The 20,933-nt window shown below is 62.0% G+C and carries 20 protein-coding genes and 1 pseudogene; 18 read left to right on the top strand and 3 right to left on the bottom strand.

Translation table 11 applies throughout. From position 1 onward, the window contains the following. Positions 1–10 precede the first annotated feature (10 nt). The 8 genes from NKH12_RS23845 (at position 11) to NKH12_RS23810 (ending at position 8,397) form a co-directional block, all read left to right on the top strand. Positions 11–1,996 (top strand): hydantoinase B/oxoprolinase family protein, encoded by a 1,986-nt coding sequence (locus NKH12_RS23845; protein WP_352955399.1) that lies wholly within the window; start codon positions 11–13, stop codon positions 1,994–1,996. Then, positions 1,993–2,487: an acetone carboxylase subunit gamma gene (locus NKH12_RS23840; protein ID WP_352955398.1), complete on the top strand. Its 495-nt coding sequence runs from the start codon at positions 1,993–1,995 to the stop codon at positions 2,485–2,487. Before NKH12_RS23845 ends, NKH12_RS23840 begins: the two co-directional genes overlap by 4 nt. A gap of 4 nt (positions 2,488–2,491) precedes the next feature. Then, the gene (locus tag NKH12_RS23835) at positions 2,492–3,262 is read left to right on the top strand and encodes a glucose 1-dehydrogenase (RefSeq protein ID WP_352955397.1); all 771 of its coding nucleotides are present in this window, start codon (positions 2,492–2,494) and stop codon (positions 3,260–3,262) included. A 57-nt stretch (positions 3,263–3,319) separates the two neighbouring features. Next, positions 3,320–4,147 (top strand): SDR family NAD(P)-dependent oxidoreductase, encoded by an 828-nt coding sequence (locus tag NKH12_RS23830; protein WP_352955396.1) that lies wholly within the window; start codon positions 3,320–3,322, stop codon positions 4,145–4,147. Between the two features lie 80 nt (positions 4,148–4,227). Continuing rightward, positions 4,228–5,166, top strand: coding sequence for an ABC transporter substrate-binding protein (locus NKH12_RS23825; RefSeq protein WP_352955395.1), 939 nt, complete (start codon positions 4,228–4,230; stop codon positions 5,164–5,166). A 117-nt stretch (positions 5,167–5,283) separates the two neighbouring features. After that, entirely contained in the window at positions 5,284–6,345 is a 1,062-nt protein-coding gene (locus tag NKH12_RS23820; RefSeq protein WP_352955394.1) for a quaternary amine ABC transporter ATP-binding protein, read from the top strand. 166 nt (positions 6,346–6,511) lie between these two features. Further along, positions 6,512–7,000, top strand: coding sequence for an ABC transporter permease family protein (locus NKH12_RS23815; RefSeq protein ID WP_352955393.1), 489 nt, complete (start codon positions 6,512–6,514; stop codon positions 6,998–7,000). After that, positions 7,000–8,397 (top strand): ABC transporter permease subunit, encoded by a 1,398-nt coding sequence (locus tag NKH12_RS23810; protein ID WP_352955392.1) that lies wholly within the window; start codon positions 7,000–7,002, stop codon positions 8,395–8,397. Before NKH12_RS23815 ends, NKH12_RS23810 begins: the two co-directional genes overlap by 1 nt. A gap of 321 nt (positions 8,398–8,718) precedes the next feature. Here the strand turns inward: NKH12_RS23810 and NKH12_RS23805 are convergent, their stop codons facing one another. Next, a complete protein-coding gene (locus NKH12_RS23805; RefSeq protein ID WP_352955405.1) occupies positions 8,719–9,294 on the bottom strand; it encodes an HAD-IIA family hydrolase in 576 nt (191 codons plus the stop codon). Beyond that, positions 9,179–9,469, bottom strand: coding sequence for an HAD family hydrolase (locus NKH12_RS23800; protein WP_352955391.1), 291 nt, complete (start codon positions 9,467–9,469; stop codon positions 9,179–9,181). The genes NKH12_RS23805 and NKH12_RS23800 overlap by 116 nt, the downstream gene beginning before the upstream one ends. Positions 9,470–10,181: 712 nt before the next feature. Between NKH12_RS23800 and NKH12_RS23795 the strand changes: the two genes are divergently transcribed. The 8 genes and pseudogenes from NKH12_RS23795 (at position 10,182) to NKH12_RS23760 (ending at position 17,306) form a co-directional block, all read left to right on the top strand. Next, positions 10,182–10,436 (top strand): hypothetical protein, encoded by a 255-nt coding sequence (locus tag NKH12_RS23795; RefSeq protein ID WP_352955390.1) that lies wholly within the window; start codon positions 10,182–10,184, stop codon positions 10,434–10,436. Beyond that, a complete protein-coding gene (locus tag NKH12_RS23790) occupies positions 10,433–11,437 on the top strand; it encodes an aminomethyl transferase family protein (protein ID WP_352955389.1) in 1,005 nt (334 codons plus the stop codon). Before NKH12_RS23795 ends, NKH12_RS23790 begins: the two co-directional genes overlap by 4 nt. Before the next feature lie 144 nt (positions 11,438–11,581). Then, positions 11,582–12,475: a methylenetetrahydrofolate reductase gene (locus NKH12_RS23785; protein WP_352955388.1), complete on the top strand. Its 894-nt coding sequence runs from the start codon at positions 11,582–11,584 to the stop codon at positions 12,473–12,475. Beyond that, positions 12,472–13,149, top strand: a pseudogene (locus NKH12_RS23780) (formyltetrahydrofolate deformylase); the annotation flags it as partial. The gene NKH12_RS23785 and the pseudogene NKH12_RS23780, both read left to right, overlap by 4 nt. 4 nt (positions 13,150–13,153) lie before the next feature. After that, complete coding sequence (locus NKH12_RS23775; protein WP_352955404.1) at positions 13,154–13,699, top strand: amidohydrolase family protein; 546 nt, start codon at positions 13,154–13,156, stop codon at positions 13,697–13,699. A gap of 15 nt (positions 13,700–13,714) precedes the next feature. Continuing rightward, on the top strand, positions 13,715–14,500 hold the full coding sequence (locus tag NKH12_RS23770) for an aspartate/glutamate racemase family protein (protein ID WP_352955387.1): 786 nt from the start codon (positions 13,715–13,717) through the stop codon (positions 14,498–14,500). After that, on the top strand, positions 14,497–15,762 hold the full coding sequence (gene alc / locus NKH12_RS23765) for an allantoicase (protein WP_352955386.1): 1,266 nt from the start codon (positions 14,497–14,499) through the stop codon (positions 15,760–15,762). Before NKH12_RS23770 ends, alc begins: the two co-directional genes overlap by 4 nt. 1,097 nt (positions 15,763–16,859) lie before the next feature. Then, positions 16,860–17,306 (top strand): putative quinol monooxygenase, encoded by a 447-nt coding sequence (locus NKH12_RS23760; protein WP_352955385.1) that lies wholly within the window; start codon positions 16,860–16,862, stop codon positions 17,304–17,306. Positions 17,307–17,448: 142 nt separating this feature from the next. On the opposite strand, the gene NKH12_RS23755 is transcribed toward NKH12_RS23760, so the two are convergent. Further along, on the bottom strand, positions 17,449–18,276 hold the full coding sequence (locus NKH12_RS23755; RefSeq protein ID WP_352955384.1) for a MurR/RpiR family transcriptional regulator: 828 nt from the start codon (positions 18,274–18,276) through the stop codon (positions 17,449–17,451). Between the two features lie 151 nt (positions 18,277–18,427). Here NKH12_RS23755 and NKH12_RS23750 point away from each other — a divergent pair, with 151 nt between their 5' ends. Both NKH12_RS23750 and NKH12_RS23745 read left to right on the top strand, forming a co-directional pair. Continuing rightward, positions 18,428–19,249, top strand: a complete 822-nt coding sequence (locus tag NKH12_RS23750) for an N-formylglutamate amidohydrolase (RefSeq protein ID WP_352955383.1) — start codon at positions 18,428–18,430, stop codon at positions 19,247–19,249. A 21-nt stretch (positions 19,250–19,270) separates the two neighbouring features. Further along, positions 19,271–20,785, top strand: a complete 1,515-nt coding sequence (locus tag NKH12_RS23745; protein WP_352955382.1) for an amino acid permease — start codon at positions 19,271–19,273, stop codon at positions 20,783–20,785. Positions 20,786–20,933: the final 148 nt, after the last annotated feature.

Below are 20,933 nucleotides of genomic sequence, written 5' to 3'. Positions count from 1 at the left end.
GGCGACCGCCATGTTGGACAAACCTGTCTCGGCCCTGCGCCTTCGCGAAAGGCTGCTCGATTCCGAACGGCTGATGGAAGAGACCGGCTGCTATGACGGCATCACCGAGCTGTCGCTACGCAACCAGGACCCGCTGAAATTCGAGACGCTGCACACCAAGCTGCGCGCCTATTGCGTCTCGGCGCGCGAAATGGCCGTGCAGGTGCCCGACGTCATGGACGTGGTGCCGATCTTCCATGAAGGGACGCTGGTCGGCTGGGCGGGTGCCGTCTGCCACGAACTGGAGGCCGGCGGCATCACCCCGGGTGGCGACGTTTGTCTCGCGCAGGAGCGCTTCACCGAAGGCCTGTTCGTCTGCGCCGAGAAGATCGGCGAGAACGACGAGATCCGCCGTGACTACGTCATCCGCTGTGAGCGCAATCTGCGCATGCCGATCTACTGGGTGCTCGACGAAAAGGCCAAGGTCGCCTCCTGCATCGACATGCGCGAGAGCGTCAAGCAGCTGATCTCCGAGATCGGCCTCGACTACTGGATGAAGGTGTCGAAGGAGTTCATCGAGGAAGGCCGGCGCGCCCAGCTCGCCCGCACCCGCCAGATCACCGTTCCGGGTATCTATCGCGGCCACACTTTTTACGGCCACGTCACCGCCGGCAAGCCAGGTTTCCAGCTGCTAGGCGATCCGGATTGGCTCTACAACATCCCGATCGAGATGGAGATCGGCACCGACGGCAAGATCACCATGGACTTCGAGGGCACCCAGCCCTGGGGCTACCATTCGATGAACTGCACGCCGGCCGGCATGGATGGCGGCATGTTCGTGACGCTGACCCAGCACATGAATTTCGAAGGCCTGGTCAATGACGGCGCCTGGATGGCGACCCAACTGAAACTGCCGCACGGCACCTGGACCAACCCCGACAACGAGATGGTGGCCACCGCCACATCATGGGCGTTGCTGCTGCCAGCCTACGGCGTCTTTCAGCGGCTGCTGTCGCGCAGCTTCATCGCCCGCGGCTTCGTCGAGGAGGCTTTCGTCGGCCAGGTAAACAGCCCGATGATCGAAATGGGCGGCGAAAGCCAGTATGGCACGCCGTTCGGAATGGCGCATTTCGAATGCGCTGCGGCCGGCTCCGGTGCGCTGGCCATCAAGGATGGTCTCGATACCGCCTATGTCGGCTGGAACCCGGAATCCGACATGGGCAATATCGAGGTCTGGGAACAGTCGATGCCGATGGTCTATATCGGCCGCTCGATCGTGCCGAATTCCGGCGGCGCCGGCAAATATCGCGGCGGCTGTTCCTTCGTCTCGACCTGGCTGATCAACAAGACCTCGCATCTGCGGCTGCACACGTCGGAACATTCCTCGCGCGTGTTCGACAATGGCGGCATGTGCGGCGGCTATCCGGCGCCGACCTGCCAGAAGCACCGCGCCGTGCGCAACTCCAACATTCACGAACTGGCGGCCAAAGGTGAGCCGCTGGCGCATGCGCCGGGCACCGACCCGCATGTCTCGGATTATGAGAGGAACATCGGCGGCGACCATGTCGTGGTCGAGGGCCCCTACATCACTGCCCCGCACAAGGCAGGCGACATTTTCAGCCATTCCTACAATGGCGGCGGCGGCTATGGCGACGTGCTGGAGCGCGACCCGGTCAAGACGGCATGGGATGTCGAGAACGGTTTTCTCACCCGCGAAGCGGCGGACCAGGTTTTCGGCATCGTGCTCAGGGACGATGCCGAGGGCTACCCGGTCGCCGATATCGACGCGACCGTAAAACGCCGCGCCGCCATGCGCAAAGAGCGTCTGGCCAAGGCAATCCCGGTGGCGGACTGGCTCGCGGCCGAGCGGGGCCGCGTCGAGAAGGCCGACTTCGCCCCTGAGGTGAAGAAAATGTACGCCAGCGCGATCAAGCTGTCGTCGCGATTCACCAGGGAATTCAGTGATTTCTGGAACGTCGACGCCAGATCAATCTTCACGCCGGGAGCAAAGCCATGACCTCGTACAGCAAGGAAGTCATTCGCGATCTGGCCGCTGGCCAGCTGCCTTGGCCGCAGACAAGGCGCATCATGAGCGCCTACAAGGACGATGACCGCTTCTTCAAGATGGTCGCCGTGTATCAGGACCGTGTCGCCTGGAAGGATACGATCCTGCTGCCGGTCTCGGATCACCTGTTCATCTGCCAGAGCGGCGACGAGCGGATCACTCGCTGCGAATGCAGCCATTCCTTCGGCGACTACCGCAAGAACTGGAAGCTCAAGGCCGTGATCAACGTCCGCAACACCGAGGAATCGCTGCGCGAGATCTATCCCAACAGCGATCTGCCCGACCCCGAGTGGATGGAGATCCGCGAGTTCATCTGCCCGCAATGCGGCACGCTGCACGAGCTCGAAGCTGCTGCCCCCGGCTACCCGATCGTCCATGATTTCGAACCCGATCTCGAAGGTTTTTATCGCGAATGGCTGGGGAAGCCACTCCAGGGAACATAATGTTGTGAACCGCGTCGCAGGCAAGGTAGCGCTCGTCACCGGGGCCGGCATGGGCCTCGGGCGGGCGGCTGCGTTGCTGCTTGCGGCGGAAGGTGCCAGGGTTGTCGTCACCGATATCGATGAGGCGGCCGCCGGCGAGACGGCTGAGTTGATAACGCAGGATGGCGGCGAAAGCCTCTCACTTCGCCACGACGTTTCGAACCCCGAAGACTGGCCGCCGGTGATGGAAGCTGCGGCGAAAAGATTCCGCCGGCTCGACGTGCTGGTTAACAATGCCGGCATCGCTATCGCCAAAAACATTGAGGACACTTCGCTGGAGGAATGGCGGCGCACCATGGCCGTCAATCTCGACGGCGTGTTCTTCGGCTGCCAACAAGGCATCCGCCTGATGAAGGCATCGAGCGGCGGTTCGATCATCAACCTGTCTTCCATCGATGGCGTCATCGGCGAGGCGGATCTTGCCGCCTATTGCGCCTCGAAAGGCGGCGTGCGCACGCTGACCAAGGCGGTCGCCGTGCACTGCGCCGAAAAGCGCTACGGCATCCGCTGCAACTCGATCCATCCCGGCTACATCTGGACGCCGCAGACCGAAAACTATCTGCGCGACCTTGGCACGCTGGAGCAGGAGAAGACGCGGGCACTCGCTCGCCACCCGATCGGCTTCCTCGGCGAGCCCAACGACATCGCCTACATGGTCCTCTACCTCGCCTCGGACGAATCGAAATTCGTCACCGGCTCCGAAATGGTTGTCGATGGAGGCTACCTTGCAGTGTGAATTTCAAATCCCAATGGGCTTGATTGTCTGCCCTGGACCGACCGGAGAACGCGCGCGATGACAAACCTCTCCGGCCGCAGCGCGATCGTCACCGGCGGATTCTCGGGCATGGGCTCTGCCATAGCGACGGCGTTGGCGGAGGCTGGCGCCAACGTCGCTGTCGGCTCCTATATCGCGCTCGCCGGCGTCGACAAATCCGATGCCGCCTACTATCCCGGCGCGGACGAAATCGAGCGCATACGCACCGCCCTTGCGTCCCACGGCACGAAGGTCCATGCCGCGCATCTCGACGTGCGTGACAGCGACGTCACCAATCGTTTCGCGGCCGACGCGGAGGCGGCCATCGGCCCTATCGACATTCTGGTCAACGCCGCCGGCACTACTGCCGAGCAGCCGGTCTGCGGCCATTCCGACGCGCTGTGGGACAAGATCGTCGACACCAATCTCACCGGCGCCTTCCGTGTCACCCGTGCAGTGCTGCCCGGCATGATCGAGCGCGGTTGGGGCCGTATCGTCAACATCGGCTCCACCGCCGCGTCCGTCGGCTGGAAGGACAATCCGGCCTACTGCGCCTCCAAGGCCGGACTTCTCGGCCTGACCCGCTGCGTGGCGCTGGAAGGCGCCGCCCATGGCGTCACCTGCGTCATGATCAGCCCGACCTGGGTCGAGACCGAACTGATGCGCCGCAACGTGGCGCAGGTCGTCGAGCGCGAAGGCAGGGGACGGACCGCGCAGGAAGCGATGGCCGAGATCGCCCGGGGCAACCCGCAGCAGCGCATGCTGCAGCCGCAGGAGATCGCAGCTTTGGCAGTCTTCCTGTGCTCGGACATGGCCAGGGGCATCACCATGGAAAACATACAGATCACCGGCGGAGCACTGTGGTAGCGCTCTTGCGGGATGGGTGCGGCCTTCATGGGAGGAGGCCGGCATTAGGTAAGGAAAGTCCAACCGACAGGGGAACTGATATGAAAAGGACCAATGTCTTGAAAGGCGCCGGCATCGGGCTGGCGCTCCTGCTTGCAGCGAACACTCAAGCACGAACCGCCGAACTTGGGGCCAAGGATGAGCCGATTAAGCTTGCCATGCTCGAATGGACCGGCGCTCACGTCTCCACCCGCATCGCCGGCCAGTTGCTCGAAAAGATCGGCTACAAGGTCGAATACGTCACCGCCGGCAATTTTCCGCAATTCTCCGGTCTTGCCGACGGCTCGCTGAGCGCCTCCGTGGAGATCTGGCTGAACAATGTCGGCGACATCTATCCCAAGGTGCTGGCCGAGAAGAAGATAGAGGACATCGGCAAGCTCGATCTCGAAACGCGCGAAGGCTGGATCTATCCGAAGTTCATGGAGAAGGTCTGCCCGGGCCTGCCCGACTGGACGGCGCTGACCAAGCCCGAATGCGTGCAAGCGCTGTCGACGCCCGAGACGGCGCCCAATGGCCGCTTCCTTGATTATCCGGCCGATTGGGGCTCGCGCGCAGCGACCATCCTGGCCGACAACAACATGCCCTACACTGCCGTGCCGGCGGGGTCGGAGGGCGCGCTGGTCGCCGAGCTTGAATCCGCTGAGGCAGCCAAGTCGCCGCTGGTCATGATGTTCTGGGGTCCGCACTATGCGCTCGCCGAAAACGATGTCGGCTGGATCAAGATGCCGCCCTGCAAGGAACAGGGCAACGAGCACTGCATCACGCCGCCCGACGTCAACAAGATCGTCTGGTCCGGCTTTGGCGCCAAATGGCCCGCCGCCTACGCTTTCCTCAAGGCCTTCAAGATGGATGCCACCGAACAGCAGAAGATGATGCTGGCCGTGGACAAGGACGGCAAGGATCTCGACGCCGTCGTCAAGGAATGGGTCGACAAGAACGAGCCCGCCTGGAAGCCCTGGGTCGATGCGGCTAAGGGATAGAGGCTCGATGTCTCGGGGATAGAGGCTCGATGTCTCGCCGCTTGAGCGGCGGTCGATTTGCCAACCTGGCTTTGCATCAAGCGAAGCCGGGTTTCGGTCGCGCGAGGGCCTGAGCGAATGAACACTGCCGCACCGCGAATCAAGCTTGCCTGCCGCAATGTGTGGAAGGTCTACGGGCGGCGTCCTGCCTATTATTTCGATTCACGCGGCTACATCATCGAGCCGGACGCGCTGGCCGAGCGGCTGCGCTCGGAAGCGCATCTGCCCGCCGTGGTCGATGCCACGTTCGAGGTGGCGACCGGCGAGATCTTCGTCATCATGGGGCTCTCCGGCTCTTGCAAGTCGACGCTGGTGCGCTGCCTGTCGCGGCTGGTCGAGCCGAGCGCAGGCGAAATTCTCCTCGACGGCCGGGATCTGCTGAAAGCCACCGGCAAGGAACTCATCGAACTGCGCCGCCATGCCATGGGCATGGTGTTCCAGAATTTCGGCCTGCTGCCGCACCTTACCATTCTGGGCAATGTGGCGTTCCCACTGAAGATCCAGGGCAAGCCGGTCAAGGAGCGCGAAGCCCGCGCCCGCGAAATGATTGCGCTGGTCGGCCTCGAAGGCCGTGAGACCTCGTTTCCGCATCAGCTCTCAGGCGGGCAGCAGCAGCGCGTCGGCATCGCCCGCTCGCTCGCAGTCGGCCCGGAACTGTGGTTCCTCGACGAGCCGTTCTCGGCGCTCGATCCGCTCATCCGAAGGCAGATGCAAGACGAATTCCTGCGTCTGCAGCGGATGCTGAAGAAGACCATCGTCTTCATCACCCACGACATGGCCGAAGCCTTTAGGCTGGCCGACCGGCTCGCCATCATGCGGGCCGGCAAGATCGTCCAGATCGGCCGTCCGGCCGATATCGTGCTCAACCCGGCCGACGACTATGTCGCCCAGTTCACCGAGGACATGCCGCTGCTGCGCGTCATCAGGGCCGGTGATCTCGCAGCACCGCTGAACGGAGCGGCGGTGCCTGATGAAAGCATCGCCGCCGATGCCAGCCTGGAGGATCTTATTCCACGTCTGGCTTCGGGCGTTTGTGAATTCAGCGTGAAGGGCGAGGGCGTCGGCCCGCCGGCGCTGCTGACCGCTGGGGCCGTGCTTGCCGTGCTGGAGCGGGAACAGACAAGGCGAACACGGTCGTGACGGCGCCGGCCACGTCGTTCCGACCCCCGCCAAGGGTCGCAATGGAGCCGGCCCTGCTTCCCTGCTGTGTCTCATCCTGAAAGCCGATTTCCCCTGGTTGGTGACATTTCCCAAGGAATGGACCCTGCCGCTCGCGGCAGGCGTGAACGCGGTCACGGACACCGTCGTGACCGTCGTTCAGCCGGCGTCCCGAGCCCTTTCCGCAGCGCTCGAAGCGCCGATGCGCGGCGCTCGTCTCGTCCTGGTCTGGCTGCCATGGCCGGCGGTTATGCTGGCGGTGGCGGCATTGGCGCTGAAATCGAGCGGCATCCGGCTGGCGGTTTTCGCCGTGCTTGCGCTCGGCTACATCCTGGTTGCCGGCTATTGGCCGCAAAGCATGAGCACGCTGTCCTTGGTACTGCTTGCCGTACCGATCTCCACCGTGCTCGGCTTCGCGCTTGGCGTGCTTGGACATATCAGGCCCGGCAAGTGCCCGGTGTTGTTGGGCGCGCTCGACTTGATGCAGACCGTGCCGGCCTTCGCCTATCTCATCCCGCTGCTTCTGCTGTTCGGCTTCGGCCCCGTGGTCGGGCTGATCGCCAGCGCCATCTATGCGACGCCGCCGATGGTGCGCAACACAATCGCATGCCCCCCGATATCAGCGAAGCCGGATTGATGAGCGGCTGCACGCGCCGCCAGCAATTCTGGCATGTACAGGTGCCGACCGCGCTGCCGCAGATTTTGGTCGGCTTCAACCAGACGACGATGGCTGCATTGTCGATGGTGATCGTCGCCGCCATCATCGGCGGCTTCGAGGACATTGGCTGGGAGGTGCTTTCGTCGATGCGCAAGGCCGAGTTCGGCCAGAGCATTCTGTCGGGCCTGGTGATCGCACTGCTCGCGATCCTCATCGACCGGCTGACGATCGGCTTTGCCAGGGAACGCTCGACTGGACCGACAGCGGCCATGACCTGGATGACCACTCGCAAGCTGGTGATGTTGTTGTTGTTCGCAGTCGCATTGGCGATCGCCATCCGTGTTCTGTTGCCGGATGAAACGCTGTTGCCGGCCAGTGGGCTGCGCATCCAGGTCGGCGGCGTCAATCAATGGCTGCTCGGCCTCGTGCGCGACTATGCCTGGTTCTTCAACGGCCTGCGCAACGGTGTGCTCTATTGCCTGTTGCTGCCGCTCAGGATCGGCATCTCGGGCGCTGCCGTTCCCGCCATTTGGGGATTCACGTTCTCGCCTATGGCGAACGCGATCTATGCTGGCGCCGTTCTGTTCGCCTCCGCATCGCTGCTGCATCGCTTCAACTGGCGGCAGGCGCTGGCGCTGCTGGTCGCCGGCACCTTGCTCTACACCGGCTTTCTCGGTTTCCCCTGGCCGGTCTTCATCCTCGGCGTTGCCTTGCTTGCCTTTCAGGTTGCCGGCCTGCGGCTCGCGTTCTTTGCCGCGGCAGGCTTTCTGCTGATCCTCGTCAACGGCTTGTGGGGGGCGCTGGTCCAGTCGCTCTATCTCTGTACGCTGGCGGTGCTGCTTTGCTTGGTGATCGGCGGGGCGCTCGGCGTCTGGGCCGCTTATAGCGAGCGGGTTTCGCGCATCCTGAAGCCGGTCTGCGATACGCTGCAGACGATGCCGCAATTCGTCTTCCTCATTCCGGCGTTGATGTTCTTCAAGGTCGGCGAGTTCACCGCGCTGATCGCAATCATGCTCTACGCCATCGTGCCGCCGATCCGCTATGTCGAGCATGGCTTGCGCCATGTACGGGCCGATGTTGTCGAGGCGGTCGAACAGATGGGCGCGACAACGGCGCAGACACTATTCCAGGCGAAGCTGCCGCTGGCGCTGCCGGTGGTCATGCTTGGGCTCAACCAGACCATCATGGCGGCACTATCCATGCTTGCTATTGCCGCCCTGGTCGGCACGCGCGATCTCGGACAGGCGGTCTATGTTGCGCTCGGCAAGGCCGATGCCGGTATGGGCCTGATCGCCGGCCTGTCGATTGCGTTCCTGGCCATCTTAGCTGATCGGCTGATCCAAGCCGCCGTGGCAGGCAATACATCGACCATTTGAAAAAGACACGTTTGACAACGACGACAATGGTCAGATGTGCTGCTAACCGCCTCTTCCTGAACGACTGCTCTCGTCCAAAACGTCGACATTACGTTCGATGAGGTCGGCTTTCTGGCCCAATCATCCCGAAAGCGGACGTTCCGCTTTCTCTTCTCGGCAAAGGTCAGCATTTCCATGGGTGACCAGATACAACATTGGGTGTCCTCGGAATTGAGGTCAGTCAGTCAAGGGTGTTGCGAAGACGAGGGGTTCGCGCCAACGGAATCCCGCAAAGAGATTGCGACCGACCGAGTAGCACCAACGCGCGTCGTTTCCACATGGTCATTCCTTCATGAGAATCTCGCCAAGATCGGCGAGGCGCTCGATCACGTGGTCCGGTCTGAATGGAAACCGGTCCATGTCAGGTCGCGTGCTCACCCCAGTAAGTACAAGGGCTGTCTTCAGGCCAGATTCCAATCCGGCGACAACGTCCGTATCCATTCTGTCTCCGACCATGATGGTATCGGCTGCACTAACTCCTAGGCGATCGAGCGCGCTTCGCATCATGAATGGGTTCGGCTTGCCGACGAAATAGGGCTGACGGCCGGTGGCCTTTTCGATCAGTGCTGCGATCGAGCCGCAGGCCGGATGGAAGCCACGCTCGGTCGGGCCTGTGGCATCCGGATTGGTGGCGAGAAACCACGCGCCCTTTGCCACAAGCTCAGCGCCGGTGGCGATCTGCTCGTAGTGGTACGAAGTGGTGTCGCCGAGGACGACGAAATCTGGGGCAAACTGCGTGATCCTACAGCCTGCGTGCCGCAGGGCCTCGACCAGGCCATTTTCGCCGATGACATACGCGGTTGATCCGGGCTTTTGCAGCTCCACGAATCGCGCAGTGGCGAGCGCCGACGTGTAGATGTGCTCTGGCTGAACAGGGAAGCCCAACCGTCTTCAAACGCTCCGCATGGTCTTCCGGCGTGAAGCGCGAGTTGTTGGTGAAGATCTGAAACGGCTTGCCGGTGGCGATCAGCCCGGCGACATAGTCGACCGAGCCTGCAATCGGCTGGCCGCCGCGGATCAGAACCCCGTCCATGTCAAGCAGGTGCGCTACTATCATCAGACTTCGCCCCGTGATGTCTCTGGATTGGCGCATGGCAGAGGTGCGCTATAGTTCACGTACGTTGTTCCCTTTCTAGGTGATCGAGTGGGCCAATGTACGCACCAAGAGCAATGTGGGAACGGCATGCGATCGTCCGTGCGGCAATTAGGACATTGCAGCGTGCAAAAGGGTCCGTTGAAGTTCGCTCGAAGATGATGCGGTGTCCGATGGCCGCCCATTTCGGGGCGGATCGGATGCATCGGCACTTGAGATTGGTGTGGTTGATGAGGTAGCGCCAGAGCGCTACCGCCTTTCCCCATATTCCGCTGACTGCCAATTCAGGCTTCGCTGCTACGGCTGAACGGGCCGAGCTTGTGCGGTGCAACGGCGTTACCTAGTCTACCGCAAGCTGGCATTTGCCGGTGGGCTGACAGCGAAAGCAATCCAACGACGGCTTCAAATATTCAGGTTGAACTGCGGGTATGTCGTCGGCAACCGGGGGCATTCCGAAAATCGCTGCGAAGTGAAAGTCTCACCCAAGATACGGATGAGACAAGAGACATCTGATTGAGCGGGTTCCTGCTCGCAGGGAACCGTCCTGCGGTCTGCGCTTGGATGGACTCGTTTCCATGGCGCGAGGTGCGCTGTTCCTCACCCGTTGTCGAATGTCGCGGCAAAGTGCCTTGCGACCGGGAGGAGACCTGGAATGACCGACATCAAATTCACGTCCGGCCTGAGCGTGGTGGCAGATGCCCATGTCGCCTTTCGCGGCACGCCCTTCGTCGAACGGACGGCGCCACTGAACCAGAACGCACTCTGGATGCGCTGGGACAGGAACATGGTCGTCGATTGCTACTCCGACATGGTCGAGGAACTGGCGGCTATCCGCAACAGGGTGGCCATGGGTGACATGTCGCCACTATCGAAATATGTCATTGCGGGTCCGGCTGCCGAGAGATGATGGATGCGCTCATCCCGCGCGACATCAAGAAGCTGCAGGTCGGCCAGATCTACTATGCACCGTGGTGCGACGAGAACGGCCATGTCGTCGGCGATGGTCTGGTTTTCCGCATGGATGAAACCACCTTCCGCGTCTCCGCCGATCCCGGCCTTTCCTGGTGGAAGCAGCATGCCGAAGGCCTCGACGTCCGTGTCACCGACATATCCGATAGCTACGGCATCCTCACCTTGCAGGGACCGCGTTCCCGTGAAGTGCTGGAGGCTGTCACGCAATCCGTGCAGGAATTGCCGTTCTCTCGCTTGGCCATTGTCGCAATTGCCGGCAGACGGGTCGAGATCCTGCGCCAGGGTTTTACCGGTGAGCATGGCTATGAATTGTGGGTCAAGGCAGATGACGGCGCCGCCGTGTGGGATGCAGTGGAGGCGGCGGGCAAGCCTTTTGGCATCCTTCCTGCCGGCGCCTGGGCGCTCGACATCGCGCGTCTCGAAGCAGGGCTGCTAATCGTCGGCTACGACTATACAAGTGCCGGGCCAGACCATGGCGGCGCCGGCATTCAGGCAGCTGGAAAGTATCGTGCGTCCCCCTTCGACCTCGGCCTTGGCCGGCTGATCGATTTTCGCAAGGCCGATTTCATCGGCAAGGCGGCGCTGCAGCGCATGTCGAACACAGGTGACCATCGCCAGCTTGTCGGGCTCGACATCGACTGGTCGCAAGCCGTCGACGGCAAGGGGCTCGAGAGCGATGCGCCCGGAAATCTGCGGCGCGTGCAGTGGTACCCGCTGAAAGCCTTCCGCGACGGGAAGGAAGTTGGGCACGCCAGCAGCGTCGCCTGGTCACCTTCGACCGGCAGGATGATCGGCTTCGGCCATCTGCGGCGTGAGGCCGCCGAGACCGGCACCGAGCTCACGCTGAAGTGGAACAAGGATGGCGTGGCGGTCGATGTCAGCGCACGTGTCGTGGCGCTGCCGTTCCTGTCGCTCAAACGCGCCGCCAACGGCTAGCGAAACGCTGCTTCCAGAACTGAGAGTCCTGTCGTTGCATCCTCCCGTGACGACAAGCCGGGCAGCTGGTCTGCCCGGCTCCCATTGCCGCGGCCCACGGTGCCGCGAAATCGTCAAGCTGGTCGGGAGAGACCTGGAAAGATCATGAACGACATGCGCCAAGAGCTTATCCAGACACGAGGTTCGGCTGCATTTGCGTTCGACGCGGAGGTGTCGATCGAGCTAGCGCCGGCGCAGGCACGCACCTTTGCGCCACAAGCCGACTGCTTTCCGCTTGGCTCGCGCGTCTTTCTTACTCACCTTCCCGGCAAGCCCGAGGCTTTGCAAATCGAAGCAGCTCACCGGATCAAGGAGTTGGGCTTTGTGCCGGTGCCACATCTGGGCGCGCTGAACTTCAATTCGGAGCAGGACTATGTCGATCTTGTCGCCGCCCACAGTCGAAACGGGATAAGCGAAGCGCTCTTTCTGGGCGGCAATCCGGCTCTCTTTCCAGGGCCGTTGGGAGAGGCAACCCAGTTGCTCGCCCATCCCGTGGTCAAAGACAGTACGATACAAACCGCCTTCGTCGCCGGCTATCCGGAAGGGCATCCAAGCATCGTCGAAGCCGTGCTGACGGACGCATTGCGGCGCAAGCTCGACATCTGTGTCGAGCGGTCGCTGGAAGCCAGGGTCGTATCGCAATTCGCCTTCGATGGCGACATGATCGCCGCCTGGGCGAGCAGTCTGCATGCGGCGCATCCCGGGCTGCCGGTTCATGTCGGTCTGGCCGGCGTGACCAGCCTTACCAAACTCATCCGGTTCGCCATGATGTGCGGTGTTGGTCCTTCGATCGCGGCGCTAAGGCGTTCCGCCAGCGGCCTCTTCAACATCGTGGCCGACCGGAACCCAGCCGAGGTCTTGCAAACCATGGCGGCAAGCTACCCGGCGCCGACCGCGCCGCTACACCTCCATTTCTTCCCATTCGGTGGATGGGAAAAGACGCTTGCCTGGTTCAGCGATTATCGCGAGGCGTGCTGGTCGCGGGTCAACGAACGATGAATTGTGCCGCGCTTCGACTGTCGTTCATTCTGACGCTGGCCTGCGAAGACCAGGCTGGGATCGTGGCGGCGGTGACGACTGAACTTGCCAACCTTGGCACCAACATTGCTGAAAGCAGCCAGCATTGGGACCGAGCCTCGAACCGTTTCTTCATGCGCATTGCCTTTTCGGCGCCCGCCTGGGTGTCTGCCGACGCCATCAAAAAGGGACTTGCCCCTGTGGTGGACCGCTTCGGCTTGAGCAGCCGCCTGCTTGAGCGTAGCCGTCGGCCGAAAATTGTCATCATGGTCTCGAAGTTTGATCATGCATTGCTGCACCTCATCTACCAGATCCGTGTTGGCTGGCTCGAAGCCGAGGTCGCAGCGATCATCTCCAACCACGAAGACAGCCGCGAAACTGCGGCATGGGCAGGCATTCCCTACCACGTCCTGCCGATCTCGAAGGACAACAAGCAGGAACAGGAAGGCCGGATACTGGCGGTGATCGAGGACGTCGGCGCCGACCTCGTAGTCCTGGCCCGCTACATGCAAGTGTATTCCGACGACCTCGCGGGGCGCCTGTTCGGCAAGGTCATCAACATCCACCATTCGTTCCTGCCAAGCTTCAAGGGCGCGCGGCCGTATCACCAGGCTTTCGAGCACGGGGTCAAGCTGATCGGCGCCACGGCTCATTATGGAGATCGGCGCCGGCGAAACCGTCGCCAAGGTCGGTCCGCCGATCCGCGAGGCCAGCAATCGCGACAGGCTGTGGGCCGGCATCGCCGAGGGCACGCTTGATATGATCGTCTCCGACCATTCGCCGTGCACGCCAGCGATGAAGGAGCCTGACACAGGCGATTTCGGCGCCGCCTGGGGCGGCATTTCCTCTTTGCAGCTCGGTCGGCCGGTGGTGTGGAGTGAGGCCCGACGGCGCGGCCATTCACTGGCCGACGTGGTGCGCTGGATGGCCGAACGCCCGGCTGCGCTCGCCGGTTTACCCCACAAGGGGCGGCTCGCCGTCGCTTGTGACGCCGACTTCGCGATCTTTGCGCCTGAGCAAGAATTCGTCGTCGATCCGGCGCGTCTGCATCACCGCCATCCGGTCACCCCCTATGCCGGCAAGGCGCTGTGCGGGGTCGTCCGCGAGACGTTCCTGCGCGGCCGCCGCATCGAGCTGTTCGGCCACCCGCGTGGCGTGCTGGTTGCAAAGGATGGCGTTCGCGCGATCGAACAGAACATGCATTGAGAAGGAGTGCCTGAGATGAAGATCCTGGTCGTCAACGTCAACACAAGCCAGTCGATGTCGGATGTCATAGACGAGGCTGCCCGGCGGGCGGCATCGGCCGGCACCGAGGTCGTCACGCTGACGCCTTTCTTCGGCGCCGAAGCGGTGGACTGCAATTTCGAGAGCTACATCTCGGCCGTCGCCGTGATGGACCGCGTGCTTGCCTATGACGAGCCTTTCGACGCGGTGGTGATGGCCGGCTTCGGCGAGCATGGCCGCGACGGCCTGCAGGAACTGATTGAGCAACCGGTTATCGAGATCTGCGAGGCCTCGGCCCACATGGCGATGATGATCGGACGCAGCTATTCGGTCGTCACCACATTGCAGCGCTCGGTGCCGGCTATCGAGGACCGGCTGCGGCTGTCCGGCCTTGCGGACCGCTGCGCCTCGGTGCGCGCCAACGGCATGAGTACGCTGGAGGTCGACCAGGATCCGGCCGGCGCCATACGTTCCATCGTCGAACAGGCGCGCAAGGCGGTCAAAGAGGACCATGCAGAAGTGATCTGCCTTGGCTGTGCCGGCATGGCGGGCTTGGAAGAGGCGATCACGTCCGAACTCGGCGTGCCTGTCATCGACGGCGTCGCCGCCGCCGTTCGGTTGGCCGAAGCAATCATCGGGCTCAAGCTGAAGACCAGCAAGATCTCCACTTATTCGAAACCGGACGCCAAGCAGATCATTGGCTGGCCTTTTTCCGAGGCGCTCGGTGTGAAGCCACGTCCCGCGGAAATCCGCTCCGCCATCCGACTCGGAGGCCGTCGATGAACGTGATCGAAAAGCCACAAAGCGGCGTCGCCTCGGATGCCTATGCTATGCCCGAGCTGCAGGAGAATTTTGCTGCCGAGGTGGACCTCGCCTCGCGCTGGCTGGGCGGCAGCGTCCTGGCGGCCAGCGACGAATCCTTCGGCGACAAAGAGAGCCTTCTGACAACGACGCCGGCTGCTTTCGAGCCCGGCCATTATGGCCCTCGCGGGGAGATCGTCGACGGATGGGAAACGAAACGCCGGCGCGAGCCGGGGCACGACTGGGCGCTCATTCGACTCGGTACGCCGGGCGTTATCACCGCGGTCGATGTGGACACCAGCTTCTTCACCGGCAATTTTCCGACCACCTGCATGATAGAAGCCTGCGGCGTTGAGGGCTATCCGAGTCCGAAGGAACTCCAGTCCGTAGACACCGAATGGATCGAGATCGTTTCGCGCTCGCCCCTTAAGGGCGACACGCACAACCGGTTCGAGGTTTCCGAGAAGCACCGCTTCACCCACATCCGCCTGTCGGTTTTTCCGGACGGCGGCATCGCGCGGTTGCGCATCTTCGGGCAGGTCGTGCCTGATCCGCGCCTGTTCGACGGGCTCACCATCGATCTCGCCAGCCAGGATCACGGCGGCCAGGTAGTGGCCAGCAGCGATGGCTTCTATACCTCAGCAGCGATGCTCAATCGCCCCGACAAGGCGTGCACTATGGGAGAGGGCTGGGAGACGCGGCGGCGGCGCGATGACGGCAACGATCATGTGATGATCCGCCTGGCATTGCCGGGCACGCTCCGGCTAGTCGAGATCGACACCGCGCATTTCAAGTACAACGCGTCGGCCGAAGTCGCACTTTTTGGAGTTAATTATCTGTCCCCAGATTCAGCAGAGTGGACGCCTTTGCTATCGCGTCGGCGGCTGCAACCGGACACACGACATATCTTCCCGGTGCCTGCCGGCACATCCAAATTCTCCTTCGTGCGGCTCGATGCGTTTCCCGATGGCGGAATTTCACGCGTCAGGCTGTGGGGAGACATCGACCCGGCCCGGCGGGAATCCGGCTACCTCTGGTTCAACTTGCTGCCGCACCGGCAAGCAACGAATTTGTTGCTCGAAAACGGGGTGCCTGTCGAACTCATGGCTCGCCTCATCGATGCGCGACCGATGGCCGAAAATACCATCACCCGGCTCATCAGAGATGCAACTTCTCATACTGCCGCGGCTGCGTTGACGGCGCTGAAAGCGATGTTGGAAGGAACAACACACTTGCCTAGATGAGACGCCGCGTCGCCTCATTAGGTGTCACTTAAAGGGATCGAGAAATGTGGAATAACAAAGAATTCTTGAGAGCGCTCCGGCAGCTCATTTTCGTCGCGATGGAATTCCGCTTTGAATCGTTCAAAAACAACACGCGCTAACGGTTCGATGACGGCTGGGAACACGGTAGGCCCAGCGCGTCGAACGTGAGCTTTCAATAGGCCTTTCAACCTCGCCCCGATCAAGTGCCGCAGTTGGCGCTACGCGACCTACCAATGTGAGACGGAAACACCGTCATGACCCTCCTTTCATCGCGCGTTAAGGTGAGCGCCGCGTTTAAAAGATTTGAATACTACGAAGTCCCACCGATCCATAAGGGCTGATTTGCTTTTGTTCCAAACATCCTCCGGCCCACCATGACCATTGATTTTGCAACTGAAAAAAGCGCTAGGAGAGCGGTGAGACGCTTGAGGCACGCCGTCGAACGCCGTGAAGTGCAAAAAATCGCCGATTGGTCCCGATAGTTGGTGAAACCTCAAATATATTTTTTGCGGCGATTTTCCCTTTGAAATCAGAAGCGTAGCTTTTTGACGGTCTTGATGTCGGCATTTACGCGGCGCTGAAAACTATTTCCCAGTGATTTCAATTGGTTATATCCTGTTTGAACAATCGAGTGGGAGAACATGTACCGCCGAAACGATTGCCACTTCATCGTCAGCGGCGGCATAGCCAGACATATTGACAATGTGAAGGCTCATTCCTTCTGATGGTCTTCTGGTTCGCCAGACCGTCTGAGAACATACGAGGGAAAAGGATGGGCGAACCAGCCGCTAACATACTGAATTTGTATAGAAGACGTTGACCCTCCGGGCCTAAAAATTCGCCAACATGGCGCGGCCTAGCATTATCAAATCGAAACGATCAATGATTGTCGGTATCGGTGGTTGCGTGTCCCCGCAACCAAATCAAAAAACGGCCCGCCTCGCGCGGGCCGTTTTGCGTTTGCGGCCAGCCGCAGTCGAGTTGAAGTTCTGCAAGGAGGCTATACGATGGCGGCTTCCGTTTGCTCGGCGGTTTCCTGATGGAACCAACAGCCCGGGCCGAATGGTTCCGGCCGTTTGGCCGCCGCCATGCAGATCCGGCGCGTTCTTAAGGTAATCAGGATGTTCAAGAATAGGTATGATGTCAAAGCTGTATTGCTTGTCGGAGCGTTGATCATGGGTGGCGAGAAAGTGCCGTTCAAGCGCAGGAGCGCGATGAGACAGTGGTCCGCGTTGCCGAATTGGTTAGATCCGGCCCAGCTCGACGCCTACAAGGCCGCCGTCAAAGAAGAGATGGAAGACGCCATCGATCTCGAACCCGGCGTGCTGGCCATCTACTCGGTGGCCGAGAAGGACAAGCCGAACAGTCTTCGGTTCTTCGAGATTTACGCCAGCGAGGAGGCGTATCGGGCGCATATCGCATCGCCGCATTTCAAGAGATATGTCGCGACGACGCAGTCGATGATCCTGTCGCGCAAATTGATTGAGACCGTGCCCGTTCAGCTCAGCGCAAAGCCACGCTGACGGCCGTGCATGTTGGACGCGGCCGCGCTGAACTAGATAAGCACGTTCGTAATGGAAGAAGTGCCAGAGACCGCAGGGCCCGGTTCAAGCCGCCTTCTCCGGCGCGGAAGCGATCATGCGGTCGGGTTCAGCCCGCATCGTCCTACCGCAGGCTTTCCAACTCGCGGATGCGTTTGGCGCCATCGGCCTCGAGCTGCCGGGTGACCGCGCCGATCAGCGTTTCGGCAACGACAAAAAGGGCAGCCGAAGAATCCCAGGCTGAGGGCACGGCGGTGCGCCCGGCGATGACATGGCGGGCGAAGCGGGCGATCGGCGACAGCCACTGGTCGGTGAACAGCACGATCTGCACGCCGCGCTGATGCGCCGTCTCGGCGAAACGGATCAGGCTGTCCTGGTAGCGCCTGATGTCGAAGATCACCAGCACGTCGCGCTTGCCCATGTCGATCAGCCGGTCGCGCCAGACGCTTTCCTGTCCGGCGACGTGAAAGACATTGGGCTGGATGATGGCAAGGTGAGCGGCCATATAGCGCGCCAGCGGATCCGTGAAGCGGCCACCGATCAGGAAGGTCTTACCGCGCCGGTCGGCAAGCTTTGCGACGATGTCGGCAAGCTGCTTGTCGGACAGGTGCCTGAACGTCTCGCGCAGGTTGTCGAGCGTTGCCTCCAGCATCGGCGACGCCGCGCCGCCGTTCGGCGATGGCGGGTTGAGCGTCCGTGACGCCGGCGACTGCAGTTGTGCCGCCAGCTCGTCCTGTAGCGCCGACTGGAATTCCGGGTAGTTCTGGAAGCCGAGCCGGGCGACGAAACGCAGGATGGTCGGCGAGGAGACGCCGGCGGCAGCTGAGAACTCGGCGACCGTCTTCAGGCCGATCAGCGGATAGTTGGCGATCAGCGCTTGCGCTGCGCGGCGTTCGCCCGCCGGCATCGTGCCGATGCGGTCCGAGATCAGTTCGGCAATGCTCGAAATCATCTTTTCCCCACCCCTGGCTGCTTTGCCGAAATCGCATTTGACCCGAAATCGCGTTTGACAAAGCCTGACAAACTGTATGAAATCATCCACAGGGACGCAATGAGGCAAAATACGTAACATACGATACAGCGCTCCCCGGGGACTGCAGACAATGGAGACAGCACGGCCCGCCAGCCTTGCATCGTCTGGAACCGTGAGGGTGACCAACCCTGGCGGTTCGAGCCCATTCGTGCTGACCTGCGACCACGCCTCCAACTTCCTGCCGCCGGAATTCGGAACGCTCGGCCTTGCTGCCGAAGAACTTTCCCGCCACATCGCCTGGGACCCCGGCGCGCTGCCAGTCGCCCGCCGCATGGCCGACGCGCTCGACGCGACGCTGGTCGAGACCCGCATTTCGCGCCTTGTCATCGACTGCAACCGCCCGCTCGACGCGCCGGACCTTGTGCCGCCGGTCAGCGAGACCACGACCATTCCGGGCAATGCCGGCCTGTCGGAAAAGCAGCGCGCCGCGCGCATCGCTCTGTCCTGGCAACCCTTCCATGACGCGGTCGCGAGTATTGTCGACAAAAGGCTGGCGCGCGGGCTTGAGACGCGGCTGGTTTCAATCCATTCCTTCAACCCGGTCTACAAGGGTATGAGCCGGCCCTGGCACATCGGCATCATCCATGACGAGGATCGCCGGCTGGCAGCGCCGCTTGTCGCCGCGCTGCAGCGGCTCGCTGGCGTCACGGTCGGCGTCAACCAACCCTATTCGCCGGCCGACCGCGTCTATTTCACCCTGGAACGGCACGCGCGCCCGCGGGGGCTGCCCTGCGCGATGATCGAAATCCGCAACGACGAAATATCCGACGAAGCCGGGCAGCGGAAATGGGCGGATCTGCTCACGGGGATTTTTTCCGATCTCGAGCCGTCATCCGGATCCCACGGATCTGGCCGGCGCGGGCTTGGCCATCCGGTGGAACCGGTCAACTGACAAGAAGAAGGGGACTCTCAAATGGCAGGCGGTAATACGAAGCAAGTCGGCAGCGTCGCATACGCGAAGCGCGACAAATCTTATTTCGAGGACCGGCAACTGGTGCGTCACGCCAATGTCTGGCATCTGTGGGCGCTCGGCGTCGGCGCCGTCATTTCCGGACATTTCTCGGGCTGGAATTTCGGCTTCGGGACGGGCGGCTGGGGCGGCATGCTGGTGGCCGGCATCATCATAGCCATCATGTATGTCGGCCTCGTCTTCTCGATCGCCGAGATGAGCCCGGCTTTGCCGCACACCGGCGCTGCCTACTCCTTCGCCCGGACGGCGATGGGGCCGTGGGGCGGTTTTATCACCGGGCTTTGCGAAAACGTCGAATATGTCGTGACACCGGCCGTCATCGCCTTCTTCATCGGCTCTTATATGGGAGGCATCTGGTCGGTCGCCTTTCCCGACTCCAGCGTCTGGCCACCGCTCTGGTGGCTGGTGACCTATGGGCTGTTCCTGGCGTTGAATATCTTCGGCGTCGCGCTGTCCTTCCGCGTCACCCTGGTCGTGACGCTGCTGTCGCTCGCCGTGCTGATCGTGTTCTGGATCAGCGCCATCCCGAACATGGACTTTTCGCGCTGGGCGCTGAACATCGGCGTCGGCCCGGACGGAGCGGCGATGGAACTTCCCGAAGGCAATGGCTCGATGTTCCCGTTCGGCTTGTCGGGCGTGCTGGCGACGTTGCCCTTCGCGGTGTGGCTGTTCCTGGCGATCGAGCAGCTTCCGCTGGCGGCGGAAGAATCGGTCGACCCCAAGCGCGACATGCCGCGTGGCATCATCGCCGGCATGCTGACGCTGATCGTTTCTGCCTTCATGATCGTGCTGCTCAACCCGTCGGTCGTCGGCGTTGGTTCCTTCAAGCTCGCCACTTCCGCCGAGCCTTTGCTTGACGGGTTCCGGGCGATTTATGGCGACTCCGGCGCAGTGCTGCTTGGCCTCATCGCGCTGGTTGGATTGATCGCAAGCTTCCACACAATCATCTTCGCCATGGGCCGCCAGGTCTATTCGCTGAGCCGCGCGGGCTATTTCCCGTCCGCGCTGTCGGTCACCCATAAATCCTATAAGACGCCGTATGTGGCGATGTTTGCAGGCGCCATCGTTGGCTTCGGCATCATGCTGATCATGTGGTTCGCGCTTGGCGGCGAGACGGCCGGTTCGCTCATCGGCTCGGTGTTGCTGAATATGGCGGTGTTCGGCGCTATGTTCTCTTACATCCTGCAGGCGGTGTCCTTCATCCTGCTGCGCCGGAACCAGCCGAACATGGAGCGTCCTTATCGCAGCCCGCTCGGCGTCCCCGGCGCCGTGCTGACGATCGTCATCGGCGTGGTCACCCTGCTCTACCAGGTCCAGGACGCGAATTTCACCAAGGGCGTGGTGTGGGTGGCGCTGTGGTTCGCCATCGCCATCATCTATTTCGGCCTGGTCGGCCGCCACAAGCTGATCCTGTCGCCGGAAGAAGAGTTCGCGCTGGAGCACGCGCAGAAAGCCTGACCTGTCCCGGTCCCCAAGAAACCCCGGGCCCCCGGGGGGCCCCGGGGCGCGGTTGGGACGAGACCGCCGCAAAAAAGGAGCGGTGTAAAAACGAACATGCCGCCCGCCCCCGCGCGGGGAGTGGTCAGGGGGGGGGGGGGAGTATGAT

This window comes from Mesorhizobium sp. M1322, from assembly GCF_040318085.1.
Classification (GTDB): domain Bacteria; phylum Pseudomonadota; class Alphaproteobacteria; order Rhizobiales; family Rhizobiaceae; genus Mesorhizobium.
This window is presented reverse-complemented; position numbering and strand designations above follow the sequence as displayed.